Origin of the sequence: Bacillus cereus group sp. MYBK79-1, from assembly GCF_051915365.1 — a bacterium.
GTDB lineage: Bacteria > Bacillota > Bacilli > Bacillales > Bacillaceae_G > Bacillus_A.
In genome coordinates this window covers 146,975-173,253 of sequence record NZ_JBQAEO010000002.1, presented here as the reverse complement: position 1 = coordinate 173,253, position 26,279 = coordinate 146,975, and the positions used below count along the sequence as shown (strand labels likewise).

Sequence of the window (26,279 nt, the reverse complement as noted above, 5' to 3'; positions counted from 1 at the left end):
ATTGACGCTTTTAATCTATATGAAAAGGAATAAGCTATGAAAATCAACCAATACATAAGCGAAGCAAAATCCTGCTCAAGACGTGAAACAGACCGCCTTATTAAAGCAGGACGCGTCTGTATTAACGGTGAAATGTGTACGCACGGTGCACTTGTGAGCGATGGTGATGTTGTAACGATTGATGGGCAGGTTATTGCAAAGGAAGAGAAGGAAAAGGTGTATATTGCCTTTCATAAACCAGTTGGCATTACTTGTACAGCAGCCGATCATATTGAAGATAATATTATTGATTATATTAATTATCCAGAGCGTATCTTTCCTGTTGGACGATTAGATAAAGCGTCGGAAGGACTTATTTTATTAACGAATGACGGCGGGATTGCGAATCAAATTTTACATGGTGATCATGAGCACGAGAAAGAATATGTTGTTACTGTCGATAAGCCGTTTACAGATTGGTTTATTAATGAAATGTCCAACGGTGTAAAGATTAAAGATGGAATGACGAAGCCATGTAAAGTGACGAGAGTGGATCAATCTACATTTCGCATCATTTTAACGCAAGGAATGAACAGACAAATTCGCAGAATGAGCCGTGCTTTCGGGTTTACTGTAACAAAGTTAAAGCGAGTTCGTATTATGAATATAGAGCTAGACAATCTTGATGTGGGAAAATGGCGGAACATTACAGCTGAGGAATTAGAAATATTAATAGGGCAGTTATAGGGAGGAAAAATTTTCTCCCTATATTTTTTTGTCAGAAAAAATAAAACTATTGATTTTTTAAAAAATAGCCCATATAATAAAAAAACAACAAGTTTCGACAAGATATTTTATAAAAGTAATGATGAGGACATGAGTTGTTTTTGACGATTCTCAGAGAGGGAAGCCTTAGGCTGTGAGCTTCCTAATACGGAAAGGCAAACTTACCACCTCTAAACTTCAAGAGTGAACTGCATGATGCATTGTAATTCTTGGCGGATAAAACCGTTATCAATTTACACGAGCTATAAAATGAGCTTATTTTGTTATAAATTCATTTTATTAGAATAAGGGTGGAACCACGATTTCAACACTCGTCCCTTTGTTAGGGACGGGTGTTTTTTGCGTTCTTTTACGGGGAAGTATGCTTGAAAGAGGATATGTGACGGTATTTAATTCAGAATATTTTGTTAATAAAAAATTATTTAGGAGGTTAGTAGAAATGAAATCATCTTTAAAGTTTTCTGAGATGTTTGCAATAAGTTTAATGTTATTTGCACTATTTTTCGGTGCAGGCAATATGATTTTTCCGCCGGCTTTAGGGCAAGGTGCTGGAACAGACGTATGGATCGCGTTATTTGGCTTTATCGTAACAGGTGTTGGATTGCCTTTATTAGGGGTAATTGTTATAGCTCTAAAGGGCGATATTAATGAGCTAGCGGGACGTGTACACCCTGTATTCGCACTTGTTTTTATCACTGCAATTTATTTGTGTTTAGGTGTATTCGTAAGTGTTCCACGTACAGGAACAGTTGCTTATGAAATGAGTGTTGCACCGTTTTTACCAAGTGAGATAGCTAGTCAATCGTATCCACTTGTTATCTTTACATTCATTTTCTTTGCCGTAACTTTCTATTTAGCTTTAAACCCATCGAAATTAGTGGGCCGCATCGGTAAAGTATTAACTCCGATTTTATTAGCTGTTATTGCAATTATTGTAGTGAAAGCAATTATTACACCAATTGGAGAATTTGGTGCACCGACAGAAGCATATAGTGCTCCGCTCTTTAAAGGTTTTATTGATGGATATTTAACTTTAGATGGACTTGCAGCACTTGTTTTCGGAAATGTTGTTATTAATGCTTTAAAAGCAAAAGGTGTTACAAATAAGAACAGCATTGCGAAAGTAACAATCTTTGCAGGATTTATTGCAGCGCTCGGTTTACTACTTGTTTATTTAGCACTTGCTTATCTGGGAGCATCTAGTGTGTCTCTTGGAATGGGAGCAAACGGAGGAATTATTTTAACAAACGTTGTAAATCATTTGTTTGGTAGTTATGGAACTTTATTATTAGGAATTGCAATTACAGCAGCATGTTTAACAACTTCTGTAGGTATTGTTGCAGCTTGTGGGGAATATTTTTCTTCCTTATTACCAAAGCTTTCTTATCAAAAAGTCGTTTTCATTTTCTGTGTATTAGCATTTATGGTAGCGAATCTTGGGTTAACTCAGTTAAATGCATTAGCATTACCGATTTTAATTGCAATTTACCCAATTGGTATCGTGCTGATTGTATTATCACTTGTTGAAAACTACATTCGTCTTCCTTTAGTAATGTATGTAGGTGGTATTGTAGGAGCATTCATGATCAGCTTCTTTGATGGATTGCACAATGCAAATCTTCAAATTGCGGCATTAGCACCTATTTTAAATAAAATTCCGTTATATAGTGTAGGGATTGGTTGGTTAGTTCCTGCTCTAGTAGGTATTGTCATTGGATATGTCATTTCCTTGTTCCAAAAGCAAGAAGTTGCTGTAGAAAAATAGTGAAAAGAGGCTTTCTATGAAAGAAAGTCTCTTTTTTTGTAGAAAAAATTGCATATAGGGAAATTCAGATATTAAAAATTTTATACGTAATATAGTTGACAAAAAAATTAGCATTAGGCTAAGATTGACTTAGTTGTGGAAATATTGGAAGGAAAGTGAGGAGTGAAAGGTATAAGGTTTTCTATAACGATATCATTTTGTAAATAGAGGTGATAGAGTAGGAGAATGGTAAGCGTTATTTTTTTTGAGATTTATTGAGAATGATAATCAACAGAATAAATAGGAACTTATGTTAAAATGTGAATCGCTCTTTATAAGGAATAAGGAGGGATATTATTTTTAACATGTAGTGAGAATGATAATCAATAATATCTACATTACATAAAAAAATTACAATTAAATAATGATAGAGGATTATTATTTTTTTCTTATAAATTGAGAATAATTATCATTTTCAAAAAAGTATGGATAAAGGATAAACAAGGAGGAAGTAAGCCAAATGAGAAAGATTTCTGTATTACCCGCTTTTATTATAACGTTCGTATGTATGCTAGCTTTTCTTGTCATGCCATATGGGAAAGTTTCAGCTCAACTAGCTGACGGTACGTATGATATTAACTATGTCATTCAAAAAGCGGAAAATGCCTCAGCATCTATGGCAAATGATTATTTTGAGAAACCAGCTAAGCTAGTTGTGAAAAATGGCGAAATGAGAGTACAAATTCCGATGAATCATAGTGCTTGGATTACAGAATTTAAAGCACCTGAGAACGGGAATTTTATTGATGCAAAAGTTGTTAGTAAAGATGAATCAGCAGATAAAAGAACTGTAGAGTTTAGAATAGATGATTTATCTAAACCAGCAGCTGCAAAAATTCATGTTGTTGTACCAGATGTGAATTATGACCATCATTACACAATTCGCTTTGCGTTTGATGCAAATGTAAAAGCGGTAGGTGGCGATAACGGTGTAGCTGCTACAACAAAAAATAATGATCAAGTGAAAACAGATACACAAGTAAAAGAAGAGAAAACAAAAGTAGAGAGTAAGGAAACAGCTAAAGAAGCGAACAAAGAAACAAAAAATGAAAATGGAAAAGCTGAAAAAACAGATAACCCCAAAACAGGCGATGAAGCACGTATTGGATTGTTTGCAGTGCTAATTCTAATTTCAGGTGTTTTCTTAATTCGTAAAGTGAAGTTAAGTAAATAAATAAATCTTTTGAAGGGCGATGAATATATGTTTAAACAATTTAAAATGATTATTGCCGTATTTGCTGTTTTATTTACGTTTATAGCAACACTAGGTTTACAAGATACAAAGGCTGCTACAAAATTGGCTGATGGAAAATATAATATTGCTTTTACTGTATGGAAAGGCGATAAAGATGAATCATCTAGAATGAATAGTTATTTTGAAAGTCCGGCAACATTAACAGTTAAAGATGGAAAACAATATGTTTCATTCAAGGTGAAAGATAGTACTTCTATTAAAAGTTTACAAGTAGAAAAAAATGGTCAATTCGTAGAAGCTACTGTGTTAAGTGAAAATACAAAAGAGAATACTAGAGTAGTAGAATTTGAAGTTGCTGACTTGTCAAAAAAACTAAATGGCAAGGTGAAAATTAATATCCCAATTATTAATTATAATGCTTCATATGATATTCGTTTTGTATTTGATGGGAACAGTATTAAATAATTAAAAAATTTCGAAAAGGGAGAGTCGTTCCATTGAACAGGTATGTAAAAATTATTGTTGCTATGTTTTTAATGGTATTTACATTCGTCTCAACATTACAACCTCTTGCAGTTCAAGCAGCTACTAAATTAGCCGATGGTGAATATTCAATTGGTTTTAAAGTACTTAAAGATACATCGGATGAAGTATCCATGATGAATGAATACTCTGAAAGTCCAGGGGTTTTAAAAGTGAAGGATGGGAAAAATAAAGTGTCCTTTACATTAAAAAATAGTTCATGGATTACGAAGTTTGAAACAGAAAAGGCAGGTCAGCTTGTTGAGACAAATGTAATTAGTGAAGATAAAGTAAAAGATACAAGAGTAGTAGAATTTGATGTGGAAGATGTAGAGAAGGTATTAAAAGCGAAAGTAAAAGTAGATATTGATTTTTTAAACTATCATCATGAATATGACGTTCGTATTGTATTTGATCAAAATAGTATTACACCAATTCATGTAGAAAAACCAGATGACAAAGAGGACCCAGCTAATAAGCCAGATCCAAATGAAACTACGGATCCAGGTCAGAAGCCCGACCAAAAGCCTGACCCAGATCAACAACCCAATTCTAACACAATTAACGATGGAAATTATAGCATTCCATTTAAAGTGTTAAAAGATAAGACAGATGAAGAATCTAGAATGAAAGATAAGATAATAAGTCCAGCGGTATTAAAAGTAGAAAACAGTAAGAAAAAAGCGACTGTAACATTAACAGATAACGCATCAATTAAAAATTTCCAAACAGAAAAAAATGGTTCGTTTGTTGATGCAAAAGTAGTGAGTGAAGATAAAGAAAAAAATACAAGAGTAGTAGAATTTGAAATAGACGATTTATCTAAAAAATTAAATACAAAAGTATTTATTGAGGTGGCATCACAAGGTTACAAGCAAACACACAGTGTACAACTTCAATTTGATCAAGACAAACTTGAACAAATTAAAGACGAAGAGAAACAACCGGAAGTAGAAAAACCAAATGTTGAAACAATTAAAGATGGAGAGTACAGCATTCCATTTAAAGTGTTAAAAGATAAAACAGATGAAGAATCTAGAATGAAAGATAAGATAATAAGTCCAGCAGTATTAAAAGTAGAAAACGGTAAGAAAAAAGCGACTGTAACATTAACAGATAACGCATCAATTAAAAATTTCCAAACAGAAAAAGATGGTTCATTTGTTGATGCAAAAGTAGTAAGTGAAAGTAAAGAGAAAAATACAAGAGTAGTAGAATTTGAAGTAGACAGTTTATCTAAAAAGTTAAATACAAAAGTATTTATTGAAGTGGCATCACAAAATTATAAACAAACGCATGAATTACAACTTCAATTTAATCAAGATAAACTTGAGCCAATTAAGAATGAAGAAAAGCAACCAGACGGTGATAAAAAGCCGGAAGTAGAAAAACCAGATGAAAACAAGAATCCAGATGCTGACACAATTAAAGACGGTGAATATAGCATCAATTTCAAAGCTTTAAAAGATCAAACAGAAGAAATTTCAATGATGAACACGTATACAAAGAGTCCAGGTGTGTTAAAGGTGAAAGATGGTAAAAAATACGTATCATTCACATTAACGAATAGCTCATGGATTACAAAGTTTGAATTTGTGAAAAATGGTTCATTTGTTGATGCAAGCGTATTAAGTGAAGATAAGAAAGCTGATACACGCGTAGTGGAAGTAGAAGTAGATGATTTATCGGAAAAATTAAATGCAAAAGTAAAAGTAGATATCGATTCAATGAATTATCACCATTTCTACGACATTCAATTTGCATTTGATAAAGGTAGCATTAAACCGTTAGACAACCAAGGTGGAAACGATAATCAAGGCGGAAACGACAACCAAGGTGGAAACGACAACCAAGGCGGAAACGACAACCAAGGCGGAAACAATAACCAAGGTGGAAACGACAACCAAGGCGGGAACGATAACGAAGGCGGAAACAATAACGAAGGCGGAAACAATAACCAAGGTGGAAACGACAACCAAGGCGGAAACAATAACCAAGGCGGAAACAATAACCAAGGCGGAAATAATAACCAAGATAACAACACAACCATTGATCCAAAAGCTCTTAAAGATGGTGACTACAGTATTGGCTTTAAAGTTTTAAAAGATAAAACAGAAGAAATTTCAATCATGAACACATATACAAAGAGTCCAGCTGTACTAAAAGTGAAAGATGGTAAGAAGTATGTATCGTTTACATTAACGAATAGTGCATGGATTACAAAGTTTGAGTTTGAGAAGAATGGTTCTTTTGTTAACGCAAAAGTGTTAAGTGAGAATAAAGAGCAAAATACAAAAGTAGTAGAGTTAGAAGTAGATGATTTATCGAAAAAATTAAATGCAAAAGTAAAAGTGGATATTGATGCAATGAATTATCACCATTTCTACGATGTTCAATTTGTATTTGATGAAAATAGTATTAAAGCTTTAGGTAACCAAGGTGGAAACGACAACGAAGGCGGAAACGATAACCAAGGCGGAAACGACAACCAAGGTGGAAACAACAACCAAGGCGGAAATGATAACCAAGGTGGAAACAACAACCAAGGTGGAAACGATAACCAAGGCGGAAATAATAACCCAAAAGTAATAGTTGATCCGAAAAATTTAGTAGATGGCGAATATGATATTCCATTTAAAGTGTTAAAAGATAAAACAAATGAGCTTTCAAAGATGCATGACTATACTGTACATCCAGCAAAATTAATCGTTAAAGATGGTAAAAAGTACATTGAGATGACGCTGAAAAATAGTGCATGGATTACAAAATTCCAAACGGAAAATAACAGTCTTTTTGCTGATGCGAAAGTAGTAAGCGAAGATAAAAATGCAAATACGAGAGTAGTGCAATTTGAAGTAAGTGATTTATTTGCAAAATTAAATGCAAAAGTAAAAGTTGATATCAACGAAATGAACTACCATCATTTCTACGATGTCCAAATTCAATTTGATACAAATAATATTGGTGCGTTAGGAACGATTAAAAAAGATCCGAAAAATGATCCGAACAATCCAGTGATTACACCGAAAGTAGATAATGTAAAAAAAGTAGATAATCCTGATTTTAACCGAAATGCAGATGATAAGAAGAAAAAAGAAGGCCAAAAAAATGATCCGAAAAAAGAGAAAAACTCAAAAACAGCAGATACAGCACAACTAGGTTTATACATGGTGCTACTGCTTGGATCACTTGCTTTACTAGTTCGTAAATATAGAGCAGGAAGATTGTAATTTTTGGAGTCTTGATGCATGTTCGCATGCATCAAGACTTGTTTCATATTGTTTGGAAAGGAGTGGTGATTGAGAGTGAAGAAAATTGCTAGTGTACTAATGGCTATCATTTTATTAGTGAGTATAGCTGGATGCTCGACGCCCAAAAAAGAAGCAGCAAAACAGGTAAAGAGTGAGAGTAAAGAGAGAGTTGTTGCCACGACAGTCGCTGTTACTGAAATTATGGATGCGTTAGAAGTAGATTTAGTTGGTGTTCCAACAAGTACGAAAGATTTACCAAAGAGATATAAAGGTTTACCTGAAGTTGGGAATCCGATGAGTCCTGATATGGAAAAGGTAAAATCATTAAAGCCGTCAGAAGTATTATCCGTGACAACACTTGAATATGAATTAAAGCCAGTTTTTGATGGTGTGGGCATGAAAGCAAAATTTGTAGACTTAACTAGTTTAAAAAACATGCAAAATACCATTAGTAATTTAGGTAAGCAATATGGACGTGAAAAGCAGGCGGAAGCAGTTGTAACGAAGTTAGATAACAAAGTTACAGAGATTCAAAAAGCAGTAAAGGGAAAGAAAGAACCGACAGTGCTTATTTTATTGGGTGTGCCGGGGAGTTATTTAGTAGCAACAGAGCATTCTTACATTGGAGATTTAGTGAAACAATTAGGTGGTAAAAACATTGTACAAGGTGAGCAAGTAGAGTATTTAGCCTCTAATACAGAGTATTTAAAGAAAGCTGATCCAGATATTATTTTACGAGCAGCGCATGGTATGCCTGATGAAGTGGTAAAAATGTTTGATAAAGAATTTAAAACAAATGACATTTGGAAGCACTTCGCTGCAGTTAAAAATAACCGTGTTTACGATTTAGAAGAGCGTTTATTTGGGACGACAGGCAATTTAGCAGCAATTGAAGCGTTAGATGAATTGAAAAAAATGATGTATCCGTGATGCATTTTAATATAAAGGAAGAGTGGAATGAATAAAAAAACTTGGAGTTTCCTCATTGTTACTGCATTACTTATTGTTATGACGTCATTGTCAGCAACGAAAGGAAGTTTAGAAATAGGGATAGTGGATCTTGTGCAAGGGATATTTACAGGGGCCAATGAAGATGTTGAAGTAATTAAAGATTTGCGTTTCCCGCGTATTATTATTGCGCTGTTCACCGGGGCGGCTCTTGCTGTTTCAGGTGTGCTTTTTCAAGCTGTTATGAAAAATCCACTCGCTGATGCTGGAGTGATCGGTATATCTTCAGGAGCAAGTTTTATGACACTTGTTATTATTACGTTATTCCCGCAATTCTTTTTCTGGACACCAGTATTCGCCTTTTTAGGTGGTGCGTTTGCATGTTATCTCGTTTACGCATTTTCATGGAAGTCAGGGTTAAGTCCACTTCGCATTATTTTAGTTGGTATAGCTATTAATGCGATGTTCACTGGATTAAATGAATCGTTCATTACGATTTGCGGATATTTCATTAAGAGTATTAAGCAAACGACGACTTCTAATATAACGATGAAGACGTGGGGTGATGTAGAAATAATGGTTACGTATGGAACGATTGGTCTTATTCTTGCTCTGTTTGTAGGAGCTTGGTGTAACTTATTATCGCTACAAGACAAGACTGCAAAAAATTTAGGTTTACACGTGACGAGAGTTCGTCTTATTATTTCTGCTATTGCAGTACTCTTAGCGGCAGTATCAACAGCGATTGCAGGTGTTATCGCTTTCGTAGGATTACTCGTTCCGCACATTTCAAGGCAACTAGTCGGTTCAGATCATAAAGTATTAATTCCATTTTCTGCTCTTGCAGGAGCGTTATTAATTTTGACGGCGGATACGATTGGAAGGTTAATTGTGCCGCCTAACGAAATTCCAGCGGCGACGATTATGGCAGTTATTGGTGGGCCATTCTTAATATTCTTGCTTAGAAAGAGTGATAAAGTTCATGGAAATTAAAAATGTAACCTTTTCGTATGATAATGTAACGGATCGATTAAAGTCGGTTAGTAGTGAAATAGAAATTGGTAAAATTACAACAATTATTGGTCCAAACGGTTGCGGGAAATCGACATTACTTGGCGTAATGTCAAGAAATCACGATCCTCGTAGCGGAGAGGTAATACTGGATGGGAAGGCGATTAGCCAATATAAACCGAAAGAGTTTGCTAGAAAGTTAGCTGTTGTCCATCAACAAAATGAAGCACCGGCAGATATGACGGTGGAGAAATTAACAAGTTTTGGTCGTATGCCTCATAAAAATATTTTTTCTTCGCAAAGCGAAGAAGATAGAGAAGCGATCGAAAGGGCTTTAGCATGTACGAATTTGCTAAGTAAACGTGATAAAGAGATTCATGCTTTATCTGGTGGAGAAAGACAACGTGTTTGGATTGCCATGACGTTAGCGCAGAAAACACCAATGCTCTTTTTAGATGAACCGACAACCTATTTAGATATTTATTATCAACTTGAAATATTAGAGCTAGTAAAAGAGTTAAATGAAGTACATGGATTGACGATTGTTATGGTATTACACGATATTAATCAGGCGATTCGCTATAGTGATCATATCATCGTTATGAAAGACGGTGAAATTGTTACGAAAGGTAATCCGGATGATGTTGTGACAGAAAGTATGATAAAGACGATATACGGTGTAGATGTCGTTGTAAAGCAAGATGAAGATACAGGGTTGTATATGGTCCCAATGGGCATTTGAATATACGAACAATCCGTTTTGAGGTGATAATTTGAGTAGTAAAAAAGAAAGGAAGAAGAATTCTTTTTTTCAACGAATACTTACAGTTGTTTTTTTAGGTACCTTTTTCTATTCAGTATATGAATTAGGTGATATTTTCATGGATTACTATGAAAATCGTAAAGTAATGGCCGAAGCGCAAAACATTTATGAAAAAAGTCCGATAGAAGAGCAATCACAAGACGGGGAAGTACGTAAACAGTTCAAAGCTCTGCAGCAAATTAACCAAGAAATAGTTGGATGGATTACGATGGACGATACACAAATTAATTATCCAATCGTTCAAGCGAAAGACAATGATTACTATTTATTTCGTAATTATAAAGGTGAAGATATGAGAGCAGGAAGCATCTTTATGGACTATCGTAATGATGTGAAATCTCAAAATCGAAATACTATTTTATATGGTCACCGTATGAAAGATGGTTCTATGTTTGGAAGTTTAAAGAAAATGTTAGATGAAGATTTCTTCATGTCGCATCGTAAATTATATTACGATACATTATTTGAAGGGTATGATCTTGAAGTGTTCTCGGTGTATACAACAACAACTGATTTTTATTACATTGAAACGGATTTTAGCAGTGATACGGAATACACATCATTTTTGGAGAAAATTCAAGAAAAATCGCTTTACAAAACGGATACAACATTGACAGCGAGTGATCAAATCGTAACACTTTCGACTTGTGACTATGCACTTGATCCGGAAGCAGGAAGGTTAGTCGTGCATGCGAAACTAGTAAAAAGACAGTAAAAAAAGTATAGAATACGAGAAGTGGTAAAGCTTCTCATATTCTATACTTTAAAAAAGAAATATGTTTACTGTGCTGCAGCCATTGGCATACGTACAACTTTTACATCATAGTAAGAGATTTTATTATCGAGAATATAGTCTGGCATCCCGCCTTGATGTGAGTGAGCATCTTTAAATGCTGAGCTCTTCGTCCAACCTTGGAAATCTTCTTTTGCATTCCAGCGTGTGCTAATTGTTACTTCATCATAATCAACTGTATTTTGCGTTAAAAGAACTTCTAATCCTAAAAAGCCTGGCATCGTTTCAACTTGACCTACTTTATTAAAACGATCAATTAATTTATGTCCATTTCCCTTTGTAATTTTAGCTGTATTTGTAACAATAATCATGTTTTATTCCTCCTATAATAGAGTTTATTTTCGAGAACTCATATATATTAAATGATAATGAAAATCATTATCATTGTCAATGGTAAATGTGAAATATATAAGTTTTTTTTATTATTTTGGACAGTAAGATTTTCATTTCAAAATGTAGTAAATATGTGGCGGTTAAGCGGGAGAATGAGCGAGTTGTACTAGCAAAGCAATAATATGGTATAGTGAAACGAGGTTATTTTTAGCCTCGTTTTTTATATGCTTCCTACGAATTAGAAAGCATGAAATGGAAAGGAAGTTATTATATGCGATCAGAAGTAACTGTAAAAATAAAACCGAAATTTATAAAAGAAATTAAAAGTGGATATCCGCTTATTTTAAAAGATGCGATTCAAAATTTAAATGATGTTCAGGAAGAAGGAACAATCATTAAAGTAGTAGATGAGAAGAACCAATTCATTGGAAAAGGTTATTATGGAAAACAAAATAAAGGGTACGGCTGGATTTTAACGAGAAAAGAAAGTGAACAAATTAATCAATCTTTCTTTGAAAGTAAAATCAAATCTGCCTTACATAAACGAAAGCAATTTTACAAATCAAGTGATACGACAGCATTCCGTGCCCTAAATGGTGAAGGTGATGGTCTTGGAGGCTTAATTATCGATTATTATGACGGCTATTATGTAGTCAGTTGGTATAGTGAAGGGATTTATACTTTCAGAGATGAGATTATAGCAGCTCTTCAAAAAGTAGCAAACTTTAAAGGTATTTATGAGAAAAAGCGTTTTGATACGAAAGGGAAATACATTGAAGGCGATGATTTCGTAGCAGGAGAGCGCGGTGAGTTCCCGCTTATCGTAAAAGAGAACGGTGTGAACTTTGCTATTTATTTAAATGACGGAGCGATGGTTGGTGTATTTTTAGATCAGCGTAACGTTCGAAAACAAATTCGTGATAAATATGCAAAGGGGAGAACAGTATTAAATATGTTCTCTTATACAGGTGCTTTCTCTGTGTTTGCAGCGCTTGGCGGAGCGAGTAAAACGACGAGTGTCGACCTTGCAAATCGTAGTTTAAGTAAAACGATTGAGCAGTTTAGTGTAAATGAAGTTGATTATGAAGCGCAAGATATTATTGTAGAAGATGTATTTCTTTACTTCAAATATGTAGCTAAGAAAAAGATGAAATTTGATATGGTTGTACTGGATCCTCCAAGCTTTGCACGCTCAAAAAAATATACATTTAGTGCAGCGAAAGATTATAAAAACTTATTAAAAGAAACAATTGCCATTACAGAAAATAACGGGATTATCGTTGCTTCTACAAATTGTAGTGCGTTCGATATGAGAAAGTTTAAAGGCTTTATCGATACGGCATTTAAAGAAATGAATGGCAAATATAAAATATTAGAAGAACATTCATTACCAGAAGATTTCCGTACCATTGATCAATTTAAAGAAGGAGACTATTTAAAAGTAGTTTTCATCGAAAAAATTAAAGGTTAATAAAGAAAAAGGAGCTCGAGTTTACTTGAGCTCCTTTTCTTATTGAACGATATTTTGTACTCTACCGACTTGCCCGTCCTGCAATCGCACTTTAATACCATGCGGATGGGAAGGGGAGTTTGTTAAAATATCTTTTACAATTCCACGTGTTAGTTTGCCTGTTCGTTGATCTTGTTTTAAGACAATATCAACTTCAAGGCCGGGTGCGATATTAGAACGTTTTTGTCCGTTCATTTATACACCTGTACGTCTACGTTGGTTGTTTGTTTTCTTCGTTTGTTGGTTTTGTAATTTTTTTGTTTCTTGGCTTTGGTTTTTTGCATTTTGACCATTACCGTTACCTTGCTTTTTCTTTGCAAGTTGTTCGCGCATTAAATCAGCTAAGCTTACTTTGTTGTTTTCTGACATGATAAAGTCTCCTTTATATAAAGTTAATTATGAACTATCGTAGTAAATTTCATCATATCATTGTTATGGAAGGAAGGGAAGTTGGTTTGAAAATTCATATAATTCTTCACAGTGTTCAGTCGTTACGATACAATTAAAATGTTAATGTTTGTAAAAAAGGGGATAGACATATGTCACATCATATTTTATTAGTTGAAGATGATATTTCAATTCAAGAGATGGTGGAAAAGTATTTAATAAAAGAAGGCTTTCAAGTAACAATTGCGTCTGATGGAGAAGAGGGTGTGAACACATATTTAAAAGGTTCATTTGATTTGATTATCCTCGACATTATGATGCCAAAGCTAGATGGCTTAGAGGTTGTGCGAATCATTCGAGAAAAGAGTGCCGTTCCGATTTTAATGATGTCGGCAAAAGATACAGATGTTGATAAAGCTGTTGGATTAGGACTTGGAGCAGATGATTACATTTGTAAGCCGTTTTCTATGATTGAATTAGCTGCACGTGTAAAGGCAGGTATTCGGAGATCTACGAAATATTCAGTTACAGAAGAAACAGAAAAGATGATTCAAATTGGTGATTTAGCAATTGATCCAATTAATTTTACGGTTGAAAAAAACGGAAAATCGCTCAAACTTACTTTAAAAGAATTTGAGATTTTAAAGCTATTCGTAAAGAATCAAAATCGTGTATTTACGAAAGCACAAATCTATACGTTAGTTTGGAACGAAGAGTATTACGGTGACGATAACGTTATTAATGTTCATATGAGAAGATTGCGTGAGAAAATCGAAAGTGATCCATCTAATCCAGAATATATTAAAACGTTATGGGGCATCGGCTATAAGTTGGAAGTGATGTAATATGGTCAATTTGTTACTAGGTATTATTTCTATATTGTTATGTATCATTTACATACAATATAAAATAAGAAAAAATAGTAGTGAAAATTTACGATACACATATGAAAAGTTAGAACGTATTGTAAATGGACAAACAGGCGAGAAGTTACTCGTTATGACAGATGATCTAGAATTGCAAAAATTATTAGTGGCAATTAATCAATTATTAGATGCAAAACAGAAAACGAATGCAGATCATGCAAAAGTAGAAATTTCGATGAGAAAGATGCTTTCAAATATTTCACATGATTTAAAGACGCCACTAACAGTTATTCTTGGATATACAGAAATGTTAAATAAGGATAAAACGATGAATAAAGAAGAACAGCAAATATTACTTGAAAAAGTACATACAAAAACACTAGAAGTGATGGAGCTAATCCACAAGTTTTTTGATTTAGCAAAATTAGAATCTGGTGACAAGGCAATCGAGATGACAAAAGTAAATATGAATGAAGTTTGTCGGGAGAAGATTTTGTCTTTTTATGATTTAGTGACGACGAAAGGGTTTCAAGTTCATATTGATATACCAGAAAGAAATATATTTGCACTTGGAAATGTAGAAGTATTAGGTAGAGTATTGAATAATTTAATATCAAATGCGATTACATATGGAGACGATGGAAAGACACTTGGTGTGACGTTAAGAGGTGATGAAACGAGTGTGTATATAGATGTATGGGATACAGGAAAAGGAATTGATGAATCTCATATTGATAAAGTGTTTGAGCGTATGTACACACTTGAAGATTCCAGAAATAGATTGTACCAAGGGAGCGGTTTAGGGTTAACGATTACGAAAAGACTTGTGGAAGCGATGGATGGAAAAATACATCTTTCTAGTAGGCCGTATGACAAAACAATTTTTACAGTTGTATTAAAAAAGATGCTGTTTTAGCTTGTAGAGAAGTAAATTCTACAAGCTTTTTTTCAGCGTAAGGAATTTGTAAGGAACGGGTAAGAAAAAAGAGATTTCCGTTGTCTATTATAGAAGTATAAGGTAGTGCGAAAGGAGACAGTGACATGACATATATATTAAAAACGAATCAGTTAACGAAAGTGTTTAAAGGGAAAGAAGTTATTTCTAGCGTTAACATGCATGTGAAAAAAGGAGAGATATACGGTTTTTTAGGGCCGAATGGTGCAGGTAAAACAACGATTATGAAAATGATCACAAATTTAATAAAACCGACGAGTGGTGATATTGAAATTTTTGGTGAGAAGTTAACGGATACATCTTATGAATTGTTAAAGCGCATGGGGATAATTATCGAATATCCAATCTTTTATGATAAATTAACGGCGAAGGAAAACCTAGAATTACATTGTGAATATATGGGCTATTACGATAAAAATGCAATTGATCATGCTTTACATTTAGTGAAACTGCACGGTATAGATGATAAAAAAGTAAAAGACTTTTCATTAGGGATGAAGCAACGACTTGGTATTGCAAGGGCGATTATGACGAAGCCAGAATTAATCATTTTAGATGAGCCAATTAACGGTTTAGATCCAATTGGTATTAAAGAATTAAGAGACTTATTTAAAATGCTCTGTAAAGAATATGGCATTACGTTATTAGTCTCTAGTCATATTTTAGGAGAGATGGAACTAATGGCAGATACAATTGGTGTAATTCAAAATGGAAAACTAATAAAAGAAGTTTCAATGAAGAGTATTAATGGAAAACAAACAGAGTACATTGAAATCACTGTTCCTGATGTGAAACATGCAGCTTATATTTTAGAAGATAAACTCGGTATAAAAAATTACAAAATAATGAGCGGAAATATGATTCGTGTGTATGATACGGCAGCGTCTCAGCAAGCTATTTCAAAAGCACTTATTATGAACGATGTAGAAATTGAAAGTATTAATAAGAAACATAGTTCCTTAGAAGAATATTTCTTACATGTAATGGATGGAGAGGGCATTCATGCTTAATGGATTGTTAGTGAATCTAGTAAGTGGATTGATCGTAATGTTCATAATTGGGATTTTATATTATAGAAAACCTGAGCGGAAATGGTTGTTAATTTTACTAGTGATCGGAATGTTAAGCGTAGTTACGGCTGGAATTAGAATGTTAGTAGCGTAGAGATAGTTATGTCAGTAATGGAGGCGTGGTTTATATGTTTAAATTAATGAAGCTCGAATGGAAGAAACATAAATTATCTAGTTACTTTAAAGGGGTAGCCATTTGTATTATAGCAATTTTTGCTGTGGTAAGTCTTATGGGATGGGGGATGAAGGCTGAAGAAGAGGTCGCACTTACTGATTTTGCAAAATATATGAATTTCGCAAACATCTTTATAAGGATAACATTCCTTATTTTTAGTGCGGTCATTTTATCGCGTTTAGTAATTGATGAGTATAAGAATAAAACAATGCAACTATTGTTTATGTATCCACTGCAAAGGAAAAAGTTAATGAGAGCGAAATTAACAATTGTTTTTAGTTTTTGTTTTGTGAGCATGATTATCGCTACGTTCACTATTAGTTTGCTCATATTTTTTATGAACCCAATGATAGGGCTAATTAAAACACCTATTACGATGGGGGAAATAATAGCTACCGTTCCAGCTACTTTTATAAGTGCATTTATGATATCTGGTATAAGTTTAATTCCTTTATTTTTTGGGATGAGAAAAAAATCGACACCGACAACGATTACTTCTGCAGTAATAATTGGGATGCTAATGAACAGTAACGTTGGTCTTGGAAACGGTCAAGTAAGTATGTTTAATTTTATAGCTATCCCAATAGTGCTCTGTTTATTAGGGATTTTCATTAGTTATCTATCGTATCGTAAAATCGACAAGATTGATGTGGCGTGAAGCAAGCTTAAAACAACAACAGGGGTATGAATGGTGAAAAAAATAATAGTAATTGCAATTTTATTTCTGACAATTGCTAGTGCGGTTTTTGGTTTTAAGGTATTTCAGGGGAAAGATTTTAAGAAAGAAAAGTCTTTTGAGATAAATAATATAAAAGAAATAGAAGTAGACAATGAAAATTGGGATATTGAATTTAAAAGTACAGATTCTAATAAAATAGTAATTTTAGCCCGAGGTCAACAAGTAGACAAAGAGATAGATCCCGTCGAAATAGAAAATGACGAAAATAAAATTGTGATTAAGCAAAAACAAAAGGTAACCAGATTTTTTAGTGGTTTTACGTTTAGGAAGAAAAATAGTATATCTATAGCTATTCCGAAGAAAGAAATAGATAAAATTGTATTAAATAATAAATCGGGTGATGTGAAAATAAGCGATATAGTAGTAAAAAGTATCGTGACAAAAAGCAAGTCTGGAGATGAAATGGTTGTAGGACTATCAGCCGAGAAAGGTGAATTCATATCGCAAAGTGGATAGTTAGCTGTAAAAGATAGTTCAGTACAAGAATTAAATATAAAATCTAAGACTGGTGATAACTATATAACAAATGTAAATAGCGCAAATATGAACATCACTTCAACATCTGGTGAAGTATTACTGAAAGATATGAAAGAAGGAGAATCATTATTTGTAGAAACAAAATCAGGAGATATTGGTGTACGGTATAAAGGGGTTCCGACTTCTTTAAAACTTACAGCTAAAAGTAATTCGTCCGACGTAATGGTGAATGTAAATGGAATTAAAAAAGATAAAAATACAGAAAAGATAAAAGAAGGAACGATTGGTGATGCAAAAAACGAAGTGAAGATTTTAAGTAAAACAGGAGCCATTTATATTGATTAAAATGTAAATGGAAGGAGGACTATTATGCTACGTCTTATGAAGCTAGAATTGAAAAAGTTTAAGCTTGGATGGTATGTAAGGGGAGCGATTATTGCAAATATCGCTATACTGGCATTAATGATCTTTACGAGCATCGTTGCTCAAGTAGAAGGTGATCCGGAAATGAGGGATCCACAGACAATTTTGTTGATGGCCAGTACAGTAGTAAGGGCAACATTTATTATTTTTGGTAGTGTGTTAATCGCAAGGTTAATAATTAGTGAATATAAAAACAAAACAATATTACTTATGTTTTCTTATCCAATTAACCGAAAGAAAATGATGGCTAGTAAGTTGGCTATTACAGCGATAGTAACATTTATAACAGTTATTTTATCTAACATTTTAGTAGTAGGAGTTTTCTTTGGGATAGATAGCTATTTTTCAATTCTTCCTAATTCATTCACAGTAGATCAATTGATGCAAGAAGGAGTAAATCTTGTTCCTTTAGCAATTGCAACGGCGGGAATAAGTTTAATCCCTCTATATTTCGGAATGCGTAAACGTTCGGTGCCAACTACAATTGTTTCATCTCTTATCGTTGTATCAATTGCAATTAATAACACCCCAATGTTTTCTACAGCAACTTTTCTTCCCCTTCAACTAGTACTTGCGGCAATTGGAGTTGCGATTGCATATTACGGAATTAAAAATATAGAGAAGGAAGATGTAACTGTATGACAAGAATAAGAAAAAATAGTTTCACATGAAACAAGTTACAGAAAAAGACAAGATGTGTAAACATCTTGTCTTTTTCTGTAGTTACATTTTAGGAGCTTCCATTCCAGCTGCAGCCCATTCTTCTTTTGCAGGGCCATATACGCCAGGGACTGTTAAGCCAGCTTGTCGCATTAAAACAGTCATTTGCCCGCGGTGGTGATTTTGATGATTAATGAGTGTCATTAAAAATATAGAATTCGGCATAGGACGACCGAAGAAGTCATTAATAGTAGCTAAGTCTTTATCAGTCCATGCACCTTGAAGTGCTTCAACGAAAGCCGCATTCACTTTGCGATACTCATCTGCAATTGTTGCTGCAGAACTTGGTACAGGATAATCTTTCGTTTCTCCTTCAAACTTAAGCCCTGTGCCAGATAGCATAACTGGAATTGCCGTCACGATATGCCAAGCAACTCTACCTAACGTCCAGTGCCCAGGTGCAATTTCTTGTGACAAAGATTCGTCGGTTAATGCATCGAGCATCTTTTGAGTAGACTCAGCCTCGTATGTCCATGATTGCAAGAAGCCTTCAATAGTTTGGTACATATTTATCCCTCCTAGTTATGTTCATAGGTTACATTCGTGAAAAAAAGATAGTTTCCTTTAGCTAAGTGAACGAATACAAAAAGAGGCTTCTCATATGAGAAGCCTCTTTTTTATTAACTTACCTTCTTCCCACTCTTCCTCATCAACCATAAGAAATAAGGTGCTCCAAGTACAGCAACGACAAGACCAGAAGGGATTTCTTTCGGGTATGCAATTGTTCGTCCGAGTAAGTCAGCAATGGCAAGAAGGATTGCTCCAAACAGTGCGGAGCAAACGAATAATCTTTGATGATTCATACCAACGACGATTCGTGCTAAGTGAGGTGCTACAAGACCTAGAAAGGCAATCGTACCGACAGCTGCGATATTTACAGATGCAAGTAGTGTTGCTAACACAATCAGAGCTAGGCGTGTTTTATTTACTGGTTGCCCGAGCCCCGTTGCTAAATCGTCTCCAAGTACGAGAACGTCAAGTTGTTTTATTAAGAAAAAGATAATGAGTACGAGAATAAGTGATGGATATAGAATGATATTTTCTAAGTGATTCCATCCTCTTGCATACGTACTACCTGATAGCCATGTTAAAGCAGCAGCAACGTTCAAATTTGCTCTAACGATAAAGATTTGAATAATTGCTGAGCCAAGTGCGGAAATACCAATCCCTATTAAAGCAAGGGCTGTCGGGCTAAATCCTGATTTCCATGAGAAGAAAAGGACAATTCCAACTGCGAGTAGTCCGCCGATAAATGCACCGATTGGTAGGAAGAAGCCAGGAAGTGCAGGAAAGACGTACATAATAGTTAAAGCACCAACACCAGCTCCCGATGAAATACCAATAATAGAAGGGTCGGCGAGTGGGTTTCGTAATATACCTTGGAAAACAAGGCCGCTTATTGCAAGGCATGCGCCAGCAATAGCAGCAACGAGCATTCTTGGTAAACGAAGGTTCATCATCATATTTTTATCAAATTGTGTTAATTGTCCTGATATAACATTTGTAATGCTTTCGATATAAGCATTACTACCGATTGTAACACCAAGAGCAATCATCACAATGCAAAGTGTGATAGATATAATGATTACCTTTTTATAAGAGTAATAGCGAGAACTAGCTCCAGCTGCATTCGCTCCGTTATCATTCATATATTGTTTCGACTTCATCATTCGATACACTAAATAAATAAGCCAAGGTGATCCAATCATTGCCGTGACTGCCCCAACAGGAAGTTCAGCACCGGTTGGATCTATTAATCTACCGGCAACATCTGCTCCGAGTAATAATACTGCCCCCCATAAGAAAGAAGAGAGAAGAAGAGTGAAATGCTGACGATAGCCAATAAGGCGCATTAAATGGGGTGCGACTAAGCCGACAAACCCAATTGGTCCAACAACAGTAACAATTACTGCTGTTAAAAAGATTGCAGCAATGAAGGCGATAAGACGTGTTACTGCTGTTTTTTCACCAAGAGAAACAGCGACATCATCACCAAGTAAGAGAATGTTGAGTTTACGAGACATAAATAGTAAAACTAGGAAAGAAATAATGATAAATGGAAAAGCAAATTGAACGCCATCCCAGTTATTTTGAATAAGAGATCCGGCTCCCCATAAAAATAAACCAGCTGTTTCATTTTCATAGAAAAGCTGCATCGTTCCAGTAAAGGCAGAAAGCATTAACGTAACGACCATACCAGCTAGTGCCATTTTAAGTGGGGTTCCCTTTTTTCCACCAGAAATACGGTATACAAATAAAGCAGTAATAGCACCACCGATAAATGTGAAAAGAAGTGAGTTAATTTGCAGACCTTTCGGTAAGAAAATTGTAGCCGCTACTAGAAAGAAATATGCGCCAGAGTGAATACCCATTGTACTGGATTCAGCAAGTGGATTTTTCGTTAACGTTTGTAAAATAACCCCAGATGCAGCAAGAGCACCTCCAGCTAAAATAGCAATTACGGCTCTAGGTAATCGAAGCATAATTAAAGTTTGATGCTCTAGTGATTGGTTCGGTGAGATAAGAGCATCCATAATCATACTATAGGAAATGTTTGCTTGACCTTGTCCAATATGAATAAAGAAAAGGAGGAGCAAGAGAGCTGCTCCTCCTCCGAATACAAGACTTGCTCGAAGTGTATGTTGTAAGCTATTCATCTTGTAATCACTTCTTCGCTGTCAGTACGTCTGCTACTTGTGTTGCTAAAGATTTTGCAGACTCAGGACCACCGAAAATCCAAGTATCGCCTTTTAATTTATACATTTTGTTTTCTTTTTTGAAATTTAATTCTTCCCAAGCAGGGTTCCCTTTTAGTTGATTGTCAAAGATATTATCATCATCAGCTACAATGTAAATGAAGTTTGAATCTTGTACACTTTGTAATGATTCCACAGTTGTTTGTTTGAAACCGTCTGGCTCAGATTTTCCTGCTTCAAAAGTATTTGTTAAACCTAATTTTTTTGTAACTTGTAAAGCTAAAGAATTATCAGTTAAGATACGGAATGTTGGCACATTTTTAGCAGTAAATGCTTGAGTAATTGCGATGTTTTTATCTTTTAAGTCTGCTTTGTCAATTTTTGCTTTTGCATCAGCGAATGCTTTATCCATATCAGCTAATACTTTTTTACCTTCTTCTTCTTTTCCAACAGCTTTTGCAATTTGTTTAAATGTTTCTGTCATTTCAGCAAGGTGATCGTTATTGTTTGTTGATGGATCGAACATAACTGTAGGAGCGATTTGTTCTAATTCATTTTTAATTGCTTTACCACGGAATGAAGCTGTAATAATTAAATCTGGTTTTAAACGGCTAATTTCTTCTAGGTTTGGTTGTTGACGTGTCCCTACATCTACAACATCTTTGCTTGGTTTTGTTTCTGTATTTACCCATTTATTATAATTCTTAATGTCTGCCATCCCTACTGGCTGAACACCAAGTGCTAATAAGTCTTCTGAATATACCCACTCAAGTACAACAACTTTTTTCGCTGGTTTATCTAATTTTGTTTCTCCTTCAGCATGTTTAATCGTTATAGCTTGTTTTTTATCGTCTGTCTTTGTTTCTTTTTTCTCTTCTTTTTGCTGTCCGCATCCAACAGCGAATAGAAGAACAACTATGAAAATACTAAGAATTTTCTTCATCTTCTGCCCCCGAAATAAAGTATTTTTTGTAATTAACACTACAAGTGAAAACGGTTATCAATTACAACACCCAAATCATACTATGAGGATATTTTAGGTGTCAATATATTTTTAAAATTTTGACGGAAAATAACAAATTATGCGGATTTTCATATATTACAGTCGTTATTTATGGAGAATAAGTCTCTTTATTAAAAAGATTGGCGAATATGGGGAGTTTAAATGGGAACTTGACTGTGTGAGAAAGTGTGATGTGTATGGTTAATAATCAGTGGAGATGGGGCGAAAGTACAAGCAAAAAGAGAGCAAATTGCATGTAATAATTACTAGAATGTATGGAATAAATCTGTGTTTATCCCCACTGGGTAAAGTATTTCTTTATTATTTAGATAGGTGTTTTCTAACTCGGTGATTGTACTTAAAAGATCGAATGTAAAGGAAGTGATCAACATGTCTTCATGGGGCAATAATATAAATGGATATTGTGGGTGTAATAATCAAAATGGTGTACATGTTGATTCATGCTGTTTTAGTTGTGATGGGACAGTTCCTAAGCTGGGTCCAACAGGTCCAACAGGTCCAACGGGCTCGACAGGAGTGACCGGCCTAACAGGAGCAACGGGTCCAACGGGAGCAACAGGAATAACGGGGGCAACAGGTCCAACGGGAGCAACAGGAATAACGGGGGGAACGGGTCCAACGGGAGCAACAGGAATAACGGGGGGAACGGGTCCAACGGGAGCAACAGGAATAACGGGGGCAACAGGTCCAACGGGAGCGACAGGCCTAACAGGGGGAACGGGTCCAACGGGAGCAACAGGAATAACGGGGGCGACAGGTCCAACAGGAGCGACAGGCCTAACAGGCGAAACCGGAGCAACTGGCACAAGTATAACGGCAACATACGCGTTTGCAAATAATACGTCGGGTTCAGCAATATCGGTACTTCTTGGTGGAACGAATGTCCCGCTTCCAAACAATCAGAATATTGGTCCGGGAATTACGGTGTCTGGGGGAAATACAGTATTTACGGCTGCAAATGCAGGGAATTATTATATTTCATATACAATTAATATAACCGCTTCGTTATTAGTTAGTTCACGAATTACAATTAATGGTGCCCCGCTTGCGGGGACTATTAATTCCCCCGCGTTAGCAACTACATCATTTAGTGCAACAATTATTACGACTCTTGCGGCTGGAAGTGCCATTAGTTTGCAATTATTTGGTTTGTTAGCCGTTGCAACATTATCAACGACTACACCAGGAGCTGTGTTAACGATAATAAGATTAAGCTAAATAATAACTCTCTTATTTTTTATAGATTAGGAGAGTTTGTACATATAATAAGAAGTTAATGGAGTGAAGCATAGTTATATAAAAGTCAGAATATTATGATTGTAACGTTATGGAGACTATAATATAATGAACACAACCATCATGAATGAACATTCATTTATTTTTTATGTATTTGAAGGGGGAATGAAGGTGGAAAAACCATGGTTGAAAAGTTATCCAGAGGAAATTCCAAGTACGATTTCTTATGATATTCAGCCGCTTCATAGATATGTAGAACAGATGGCTTCTCGCTATCCAGAAAAGAAAGCGCTTCACTTTTTAGGGAAGGATATTACATTTTCAAACTTCCATGATAAGGTGAAGAGGTTTGCAAATTATCTTCAAAAGCTCGGTGTGGAAAAGGGTGATCGAGTTGCTATTATGTTGCCGAATTGTCCGCAGGCTGTAATTGGTTATTACGGTACATTACTTGCGGGAGGTATCGTAGTACAAACAAATCCACTGTATACAGAAAGAGAGTTAGAATACCAGCTTCATGACTCGGGAGCAAAAGTAATTCTTTGCCTCGATTTAGTATTTCCAAGAGTAACGAATGTTCAATCTGCTACAAAAATTGAACATATTATCGTAACTCGTATTGCTGACTTTTTACCCTTCCCTAAAAATCTATTGTATCCATTTGTGCAGAAAAAACAGTCGAATTTAGTTGTGAAAGTATCAGAAAGTGAAACGATTCACCTTTGGAATTCAGTAGAAAAAGAAGTGAATACGGATGTTGAAGTGCCTTGTGATCCTGAAAATGATCTAGCTCTTTTACAGTATACAGGAGGAACAACTGGATTTCCGAAAGGCGTGATGTTAACGCATAAAAACCTCGTTTCTAACACGTTGATGGGGGTTCATTGGTTATATAATTGTAAAGAAGGAGAAGAAGTCGTACTTGGGGTTCTTCCATTTTTCCACGTGTACGGTATGACGGCTGTTATGAATTTGAGTGTTATGCAAGGATACAAAATGGTTCTTATTCCAAAGTTCGATATGAAAATGGTTTTTGAAGCGATTAAGAAGCATAAAGTGACATTGTTTCCAGGAGCACCAACTATTTATATCGCTCTTTTAAATAGCCCACTTTTAAAAGAATACGATATTTCTTCTATTCGTGCCTGTATTAGTGGTTCAGCGCCGCTCCCAGTCGAAGTACAGGAAAAATTTGAAACAGTTACAGGTGGTAAACTAGTAGAGGGATACGGTTTAACGGAATCATCCCCAGTTACACATAGTAACTTTTTATGGGAAAAGCGAGTACCAGGTAGCATTGGAGTTCCATGGCCAGATACAGAAGCAATAATTATGTCGCTTGAAACTGGTGAGGCATTACCACCGGGAGAAATCGGTGAAATTGTAGTAAAAGGTCCTCAAATTATGAAAGGGTATTGGAATAAGCCTGAAGAAACAGCAGCTGTATTACAAGACGGGTGGCTCCATACAGGGGATGTCGGTTACATGGATGAAGATGGATTTTTCTATGTGAAAGATCGTAAGAAAGATATGATTGTTGCGAGTGGATTTAATGTGTATCCTCGTGAAGTAGAAGAAGTATTATATGAGCACGAAAAAGTGCAAGAAGTAGTGACAATTGGAGTTCCCGATCCGTACCGGGGAGAGACAGTTAAAGCATTTGTTGTGTTAAAAGAAGGTGCGGAGTGTTCTGAGGAAGAATTAAACCAGTTTGCGCGTAAATATTTAGCGGCTTATAAAGTGCCGAAAGTATATGAGTTTAGAGATGAACTGCCTAAAACGACAGTCGGAAAAATTTTACGCCGTGTCCTAATAGATGAAGAGAAAAGAAAGAATGAGGATGAGCAAACGGGCTAAGGCCCTTTCTTTTTGAAAAAAATAGGATTGACACTTTTCTAAATAGTCAGTATTATAAGAATATGAATGACTATTCATTCAGTCATCTTCTTGAAGGGGACAGTAAAGTGAAGAAAAATAGACCGAAATACAATCAAATTATTGATGCGGCAGTCATTGTGATTGCGGAGAATGGGTACCACCAAGCGCAAGTTTCTAAAATAGCAAAGCAAGCTGGGGTAGCTGATGGCACGATTTACTTATATTTTAAAAATAAAGAAGATATATTAATATCCTTATTCCAAGAGAAGATGGGAGAATTTGTCGAAACAATTCGTCAAAAAACAGCAGGAATTGAAAGCGCTGTATCGAAATTGTTCATGTTGGTAGAAACGCACTTCTTGCTGTTGTCGCAAAATGATCCTCTTGCTATCGTTACGCAATTAGAGCTAAGACAGTCCAATCAAGACTTACGCCTGAAAATAAATGAAGTATTAAAAGGCTACTTACAAGTTATGGATGAGATTTTAGAGACAGGTATAAAGCAAGGTGAATTCCAAGCGGATTTAAATGTTCGCGTGGCAAGACAAATGATCTTTGGAACAGTAGATGAAGTTGTGACCAATTGGGTAATGAGCGATCATAAGTATGATCTGGTCGCACTTTCAAAAACGGTACATGGGCTACTTATTGCAGCTTGTGGTTATCGTCAATAATGGG

The 26,279-nt window shown here is 35.2% G+C and carries 25 protein-coding genes, 1 pseudogene and 1 other annotated feature; of the genes and pseudogenes, 20 read left to right on the top strand and 6 right to left on the bottom strand.

Translation table 11 applies throughout. The annotated features are described in order from the left end of the window. Nucleotides 1-36 precede the first annotated feature (36 nt). The 9 genes from ACTFOB_RS05580 (at nucleotide 37) to srtB (ending at nucleotide 11,034) form a co-directional block, all read left to right on the top strand. Complete coding sequence (locus ACTFOB_RS05580) at nucleotides 37-726, top strand: 23S rRNA pseudouridine(2604) synthase RluF (RefSeq protein ID WP_440024943.1); 690 nt, start codon at nucleotides 37-39, stop codon at nucleotides 724-726. Between the two features lie 109 nt (nucleotides 727-835). Further along, nucleotides 836-1,087, top strand: a binding site (T-box leader). A 117-nt stretch (nucleotides 1,088-1,204) separates the two neighbouring features. Then, entirely contained in the window at nucleotides 1,205-2,530 is a 1,326-nt protein-coding gene (gene brnQ6, locus ACTFOB_RS05575; protein WP_440024942.1) for a branched-chain amino acid transport system II carrier protein BrnQ6, read from the top strand. A 499-nt stretch (nucleotides 2,531-3,029) separates the two neighbouring features. Beyond that, entirely contained in the window at nucleotides 3,030-3,743 is a 714-nt protein-coding gene (isdC, locus tag ACTFOB_RS05570; RefSeq protein WP_440024941.1) for a heme uptake protein IsdC, read from the top strand. A gap of 27 nt (nucleotides 3,744-3,770) precedes the next feature. Then, nucleotides 3,771-4,229 carry an NEAT domain-containing protein gene (locus ACTFOB_RS05565; RefSeq protein WP_048544307.1) on the top strand — a complete coding sequence of 153 codons (459 nt, stop codon included), beginning with the start codon at nucleotides 3,771-3,773 and terminating at the stop codon, nucleotides 4,227-4,229. 32 nt (nucleotides 4,230-4,261) lie between these two features. After that, the gene (locus ACTFOB_RS05560; protein ID WP_440024939.1) at nucleotides 4,262-7,516 is read left to right on the top strand and encodes an NEAT domain-containing protein; all 3,255 of its coding nucleotides are present in this window, start codon (nucleotides 4,262-4,264) and stop codon (nucleotides 7,514-7,516) included. Nucleotides 7,517-7,585: 69 nt separating this feature from the next. Continuing rightward, complete coding sequence (gene isdE / locus ACTFOB_RS05555) at nucleotides 7,586-8,467, top strand: heme ABC transporter substrate-binding protein IsdE (RefSeq protein WP_440024937.1); 882 nt, start codon at nucleotides 7,586-7,588, stop codon at nucleotides 8,465-8,467. Nucleotides 8,468-8,494: 27 nt separating this feature from the next. Beyond that, nucleotides 8,495-9,478, top strand: coding sequence for a FecCD family ABC transporter permease (locus ACTFOB_RS05550; RefSeq protein WP_064474638.1), 984 nt, complete (start codon nucleotides 8,495-8,497; stop codon nucleotides 9,476-9,478). Next, nucleotides 9,468-10,238 carry an ABC transporter ATP-binding protein gene (locus tag ACTFOB_RS05545; RefSeq protein WP_440024935.1) on the top strand — a complete coding sequence of 257 codons (771 nt, stop codon included), beginning with the start codon at nucleotides 9,468-9,470 and terminating at the stop codon, nucleotides 10,236-10,238. Before ACTFOB_RS05550 ends, ACTFOB_RS05545 begins: the two co-directional genes overlap by 11 nt. Before the next feature lie 31 nt (nucleotides 10,239-10,269). Next, a complete protein-coding gene (srtB, locus tag ACTFOB_RS05540) occupies nucleotides 10,270-11,034 on the top strand; it encodes a class B sortase (RefSeq protein ID WP_151633377.1) in 765 nt (254 codons plus the stop codon). Between the two features lie 65 nt (nucleotides 11,035-11,099). On the opposite strand, the gene isdG is transcribed toward srtB, so the two are convergent. Beyond that, nucleotides 11,100-11,423: a heme oxygenase gene (gene isdG, locus ACTFOB_RS05535; RefSeq protein WP_087996694.1), complete on the bottom strand. Its 324-nt coding sequence runs from the start codon at nucleotides 11,421-11,423 to the stop codon at nucleotides 11,100-11,102. Nucleotides 11,424-11,716: 293 nt separating this feature from the next. Between isdG and ACTFOB_RS05530 the strand changes: the two genes are divergently transcribed. Further along, nucleotides 11,717-12,916: a class I SAM-dependent rRNA methyltransferase gene (locus ACTFOB_RS05530; RefSeq protein WP_440024934.1), complete on the top strand. Its 1,200-nt coding sequence runs from the start codon at nucleotides 11,717-11,719 to the stop codon at nucleotides 12,914-12,916. Between the two features lie 39 nt (nucleotides 12,917-12,955). On the opposite strand, the gene ACTFOB_RS05525 is transcribed toward ACTFOB_RS05530, so the two are convergent. Then, a complete protein-coding gene (locus tag ACTFOB_RS05525; RefSeq protein WP_001014310.1) occupies nucleotides 12,956-13,150 on the bottom strand; it encodes a YwbE family protein in 195 nt (64 codons plus the stop codon). Continuing rightward, the gene (locus ACTFOB_RS05520) at nucleotides 13,151-13,324 is read right to left on the bottom strand and encodes a hypothetical protein (protein WP_440024932.1); all 174 of its coding nucleotides are present in this window, start codon (nucleotides 13,322-13,324) and stop codon (nucleotides 13,151-13,153) included. 170 nt (nucleotides 13,325-13,494) lie between these two features. Between ACTFOB_RS05520 and ACTFOB_RS05515 the strand changes: the two genes are divergently transcribed. The 7 genes and pseudogenes from ACTFOB_RS05515 to ACTFOB_RS05485 all read left to right on the top strand — a co-directional run bounded on the left by ACTFOB_RS05515 (nucleotide 13,495) and on the right by ACTFOB_RS05485 (nucleotide 18,689). Then, nucleotides 13,495-14,187 carry a response regulator transcription factor gene (locus ACTFOB_RS05515; RefSeq protein ID WP_440024931.1) on the top strand — a complete coding sequence of 231 codons (693 nt, stop codon included), beginning with the start codon at nucleotides 13,495-13,497 and terminating at the stop codon, nucleotides 14,185-14,187. Between the two features lies 1 nt (nucleotide 14,188). Further along, nucleotides 14,189-15,124: a sensor histidine kinase gene (locus tag ACTFOB_RS05510; RefSeq protein ID WP_440024929.1), complete on the top strand. Its 936-nt coding sequence runs from the start codon at nucleotides 14,189-14,191 to the stop codon at nucleotides 15,122-15,124. Between the two features lie 125 nt (nucleotides 15,125-15,249). After that, the gene (locus ACTFOB_RS05505) at nucleotides 15,250-16,173 is read left to right on the top strand and encodes an ABC transporter ATP-binding protein (protein ID WP_440024927.1); all 924 of its coding nucleotides are present in this window, start codon (nucleotides 15,250-15,252) and stop codon (nucleotides 16,171-16,173) included. After that, entirely contained in the window at nucleotides 16,166-16,327 is a 162-nt protein-coding gene (locus ACTFOB_RS05500; protein ID WP_440024926.1) for a hypothetical protein, read from the top strand. Before ACTFOB_RS05505 ends, ACTFOB_RS05500 begins: the two co-directional genes overlap by 8 nt. Before the next feature lie 34 nt (nucleotides 16,328-16,361). Continuing rightward, entirely contained in the window at nucleotides 16,362-17,066 is a 705-nt protein-coding gene (locus tag ACTFOB_RS05495) for an ABC transporter permease (protein WP_440024924.1), read from the top strand. A gap of 30 nt (nucleotides 17,067-17,096) precedes the next feature. After that, nucleotides 17,097-17,969, top strand: a pseudogene (locus tag ACTFOB_RS05490) (DUF4097 family beta strand repeat-containing protein). Nucleotides 17,970-17,993: 24 nt separating this feature from the next. Beyond that, entirely contained in the window at nucleotides 17,994-18,689 is a 696-nt protein-coding gene (locus ACTFOB_RS05485; protein WP_440024922.1) for an ABC transporter permease, read from the top strand. A gap of 81 nt (nucleotides 18,690-18,770) precedes the next feature. Here ACTFOB_RS05485 and ACTFOB_RS05480 read toward each other — a convergent pair whose 3' ends face one another. From ACTFOB_RS05480 to ACTFOB_RS05470, 3 genes are all read right to left on the bottom strand, one after another. Then, on the bottom strand, nucleotides 18,771-19,274 hold the full coding sequence (locus ACTFOB_RS05480) for a DinB family protein (protein WP_440024920.1): 504 nt from the start codon (nucleotides 19,272-19,274) through the stop codon (nucleotides 18,771-18,773). Nucleotides 19,275-19,387: 113 nt separating this feature from the next. After that, a complete protein-coding gene (gene fhuB, locus ACTFOB_RS05475) occupies nucleotides 19,388-21,424 on the bottom strand; it encodes a Fe(3+)-hydroxamate ABC transporter permease FhuB (protein ID WP_440024919.1) in 2,037 nt (678 codons plus the stop codon). Nucleotides 21,425-21,431: 7 nt separating this feature from the next. Continuing rightward, nucleotides 21,432-22,406, bottom strand: a complete 975-nt coding sequence (locus tag ACTFOB_RS05470; RefSeq protein WP_440024917.1) for an ABC transporter substrate-binding protein — start codon at nucleotides 22,404-22,406, stop codon at nucleotides 21,432-21,434. Nucleotides 22,407-22,856: 450 nt separating this feature from the next. Between ACTFOB_RS05470 and ACTFOB_RS05465 the strand changes: the two genes are divergently transcribed. The 3 genes from ACTFOB_RS05465 to ACTFOB_RS05455 all read left to right on the top strand — a co-directional run bounded on the left by ACTFOB_RS05465 (nucleotide 22,857) and on the right by ACTFOB_RS05455 (nucleotide 26,275). Continuing rightward, entirely contained in the window at nucleotides 22,857-23,705 is an 849-nt protein-coding gene (locus ACTFOB_RS05465) for a BclA C-terminal domain-containing protein (protein ID WP_440024915.1), read from the top strand. 189 nt (nucleotides 23,706-23,894) lie between these two features. Continuing rightward, a complete protein-coding gene (locus tag ACTFOB_RS05460; protein ID WP_440024914.1) occupies nucleotides 23,895-25,580 on the top strand; it encodes a long-chain-fatty-acid--CoA ligase in 1,686 nt (561 codons plus the stop codon). 107 nt (nucleotides 25,581-25,687) lie between these two features. Further along, nucleotides 25,688-26,275, top strand: coding sequence for a TetR/AcrR family transcriptional regulator (locus tag ACTFOB_RS05455; RefSeq protein ID WP_000742223.1), 588 nt, complete (start codon nucleotides 25,688-25,690; stop codon nucleotides 26,273-26,275). The last annotated feature ends 4 nt before the right edge of the window (nucleotides 26,276-26,279 follow it).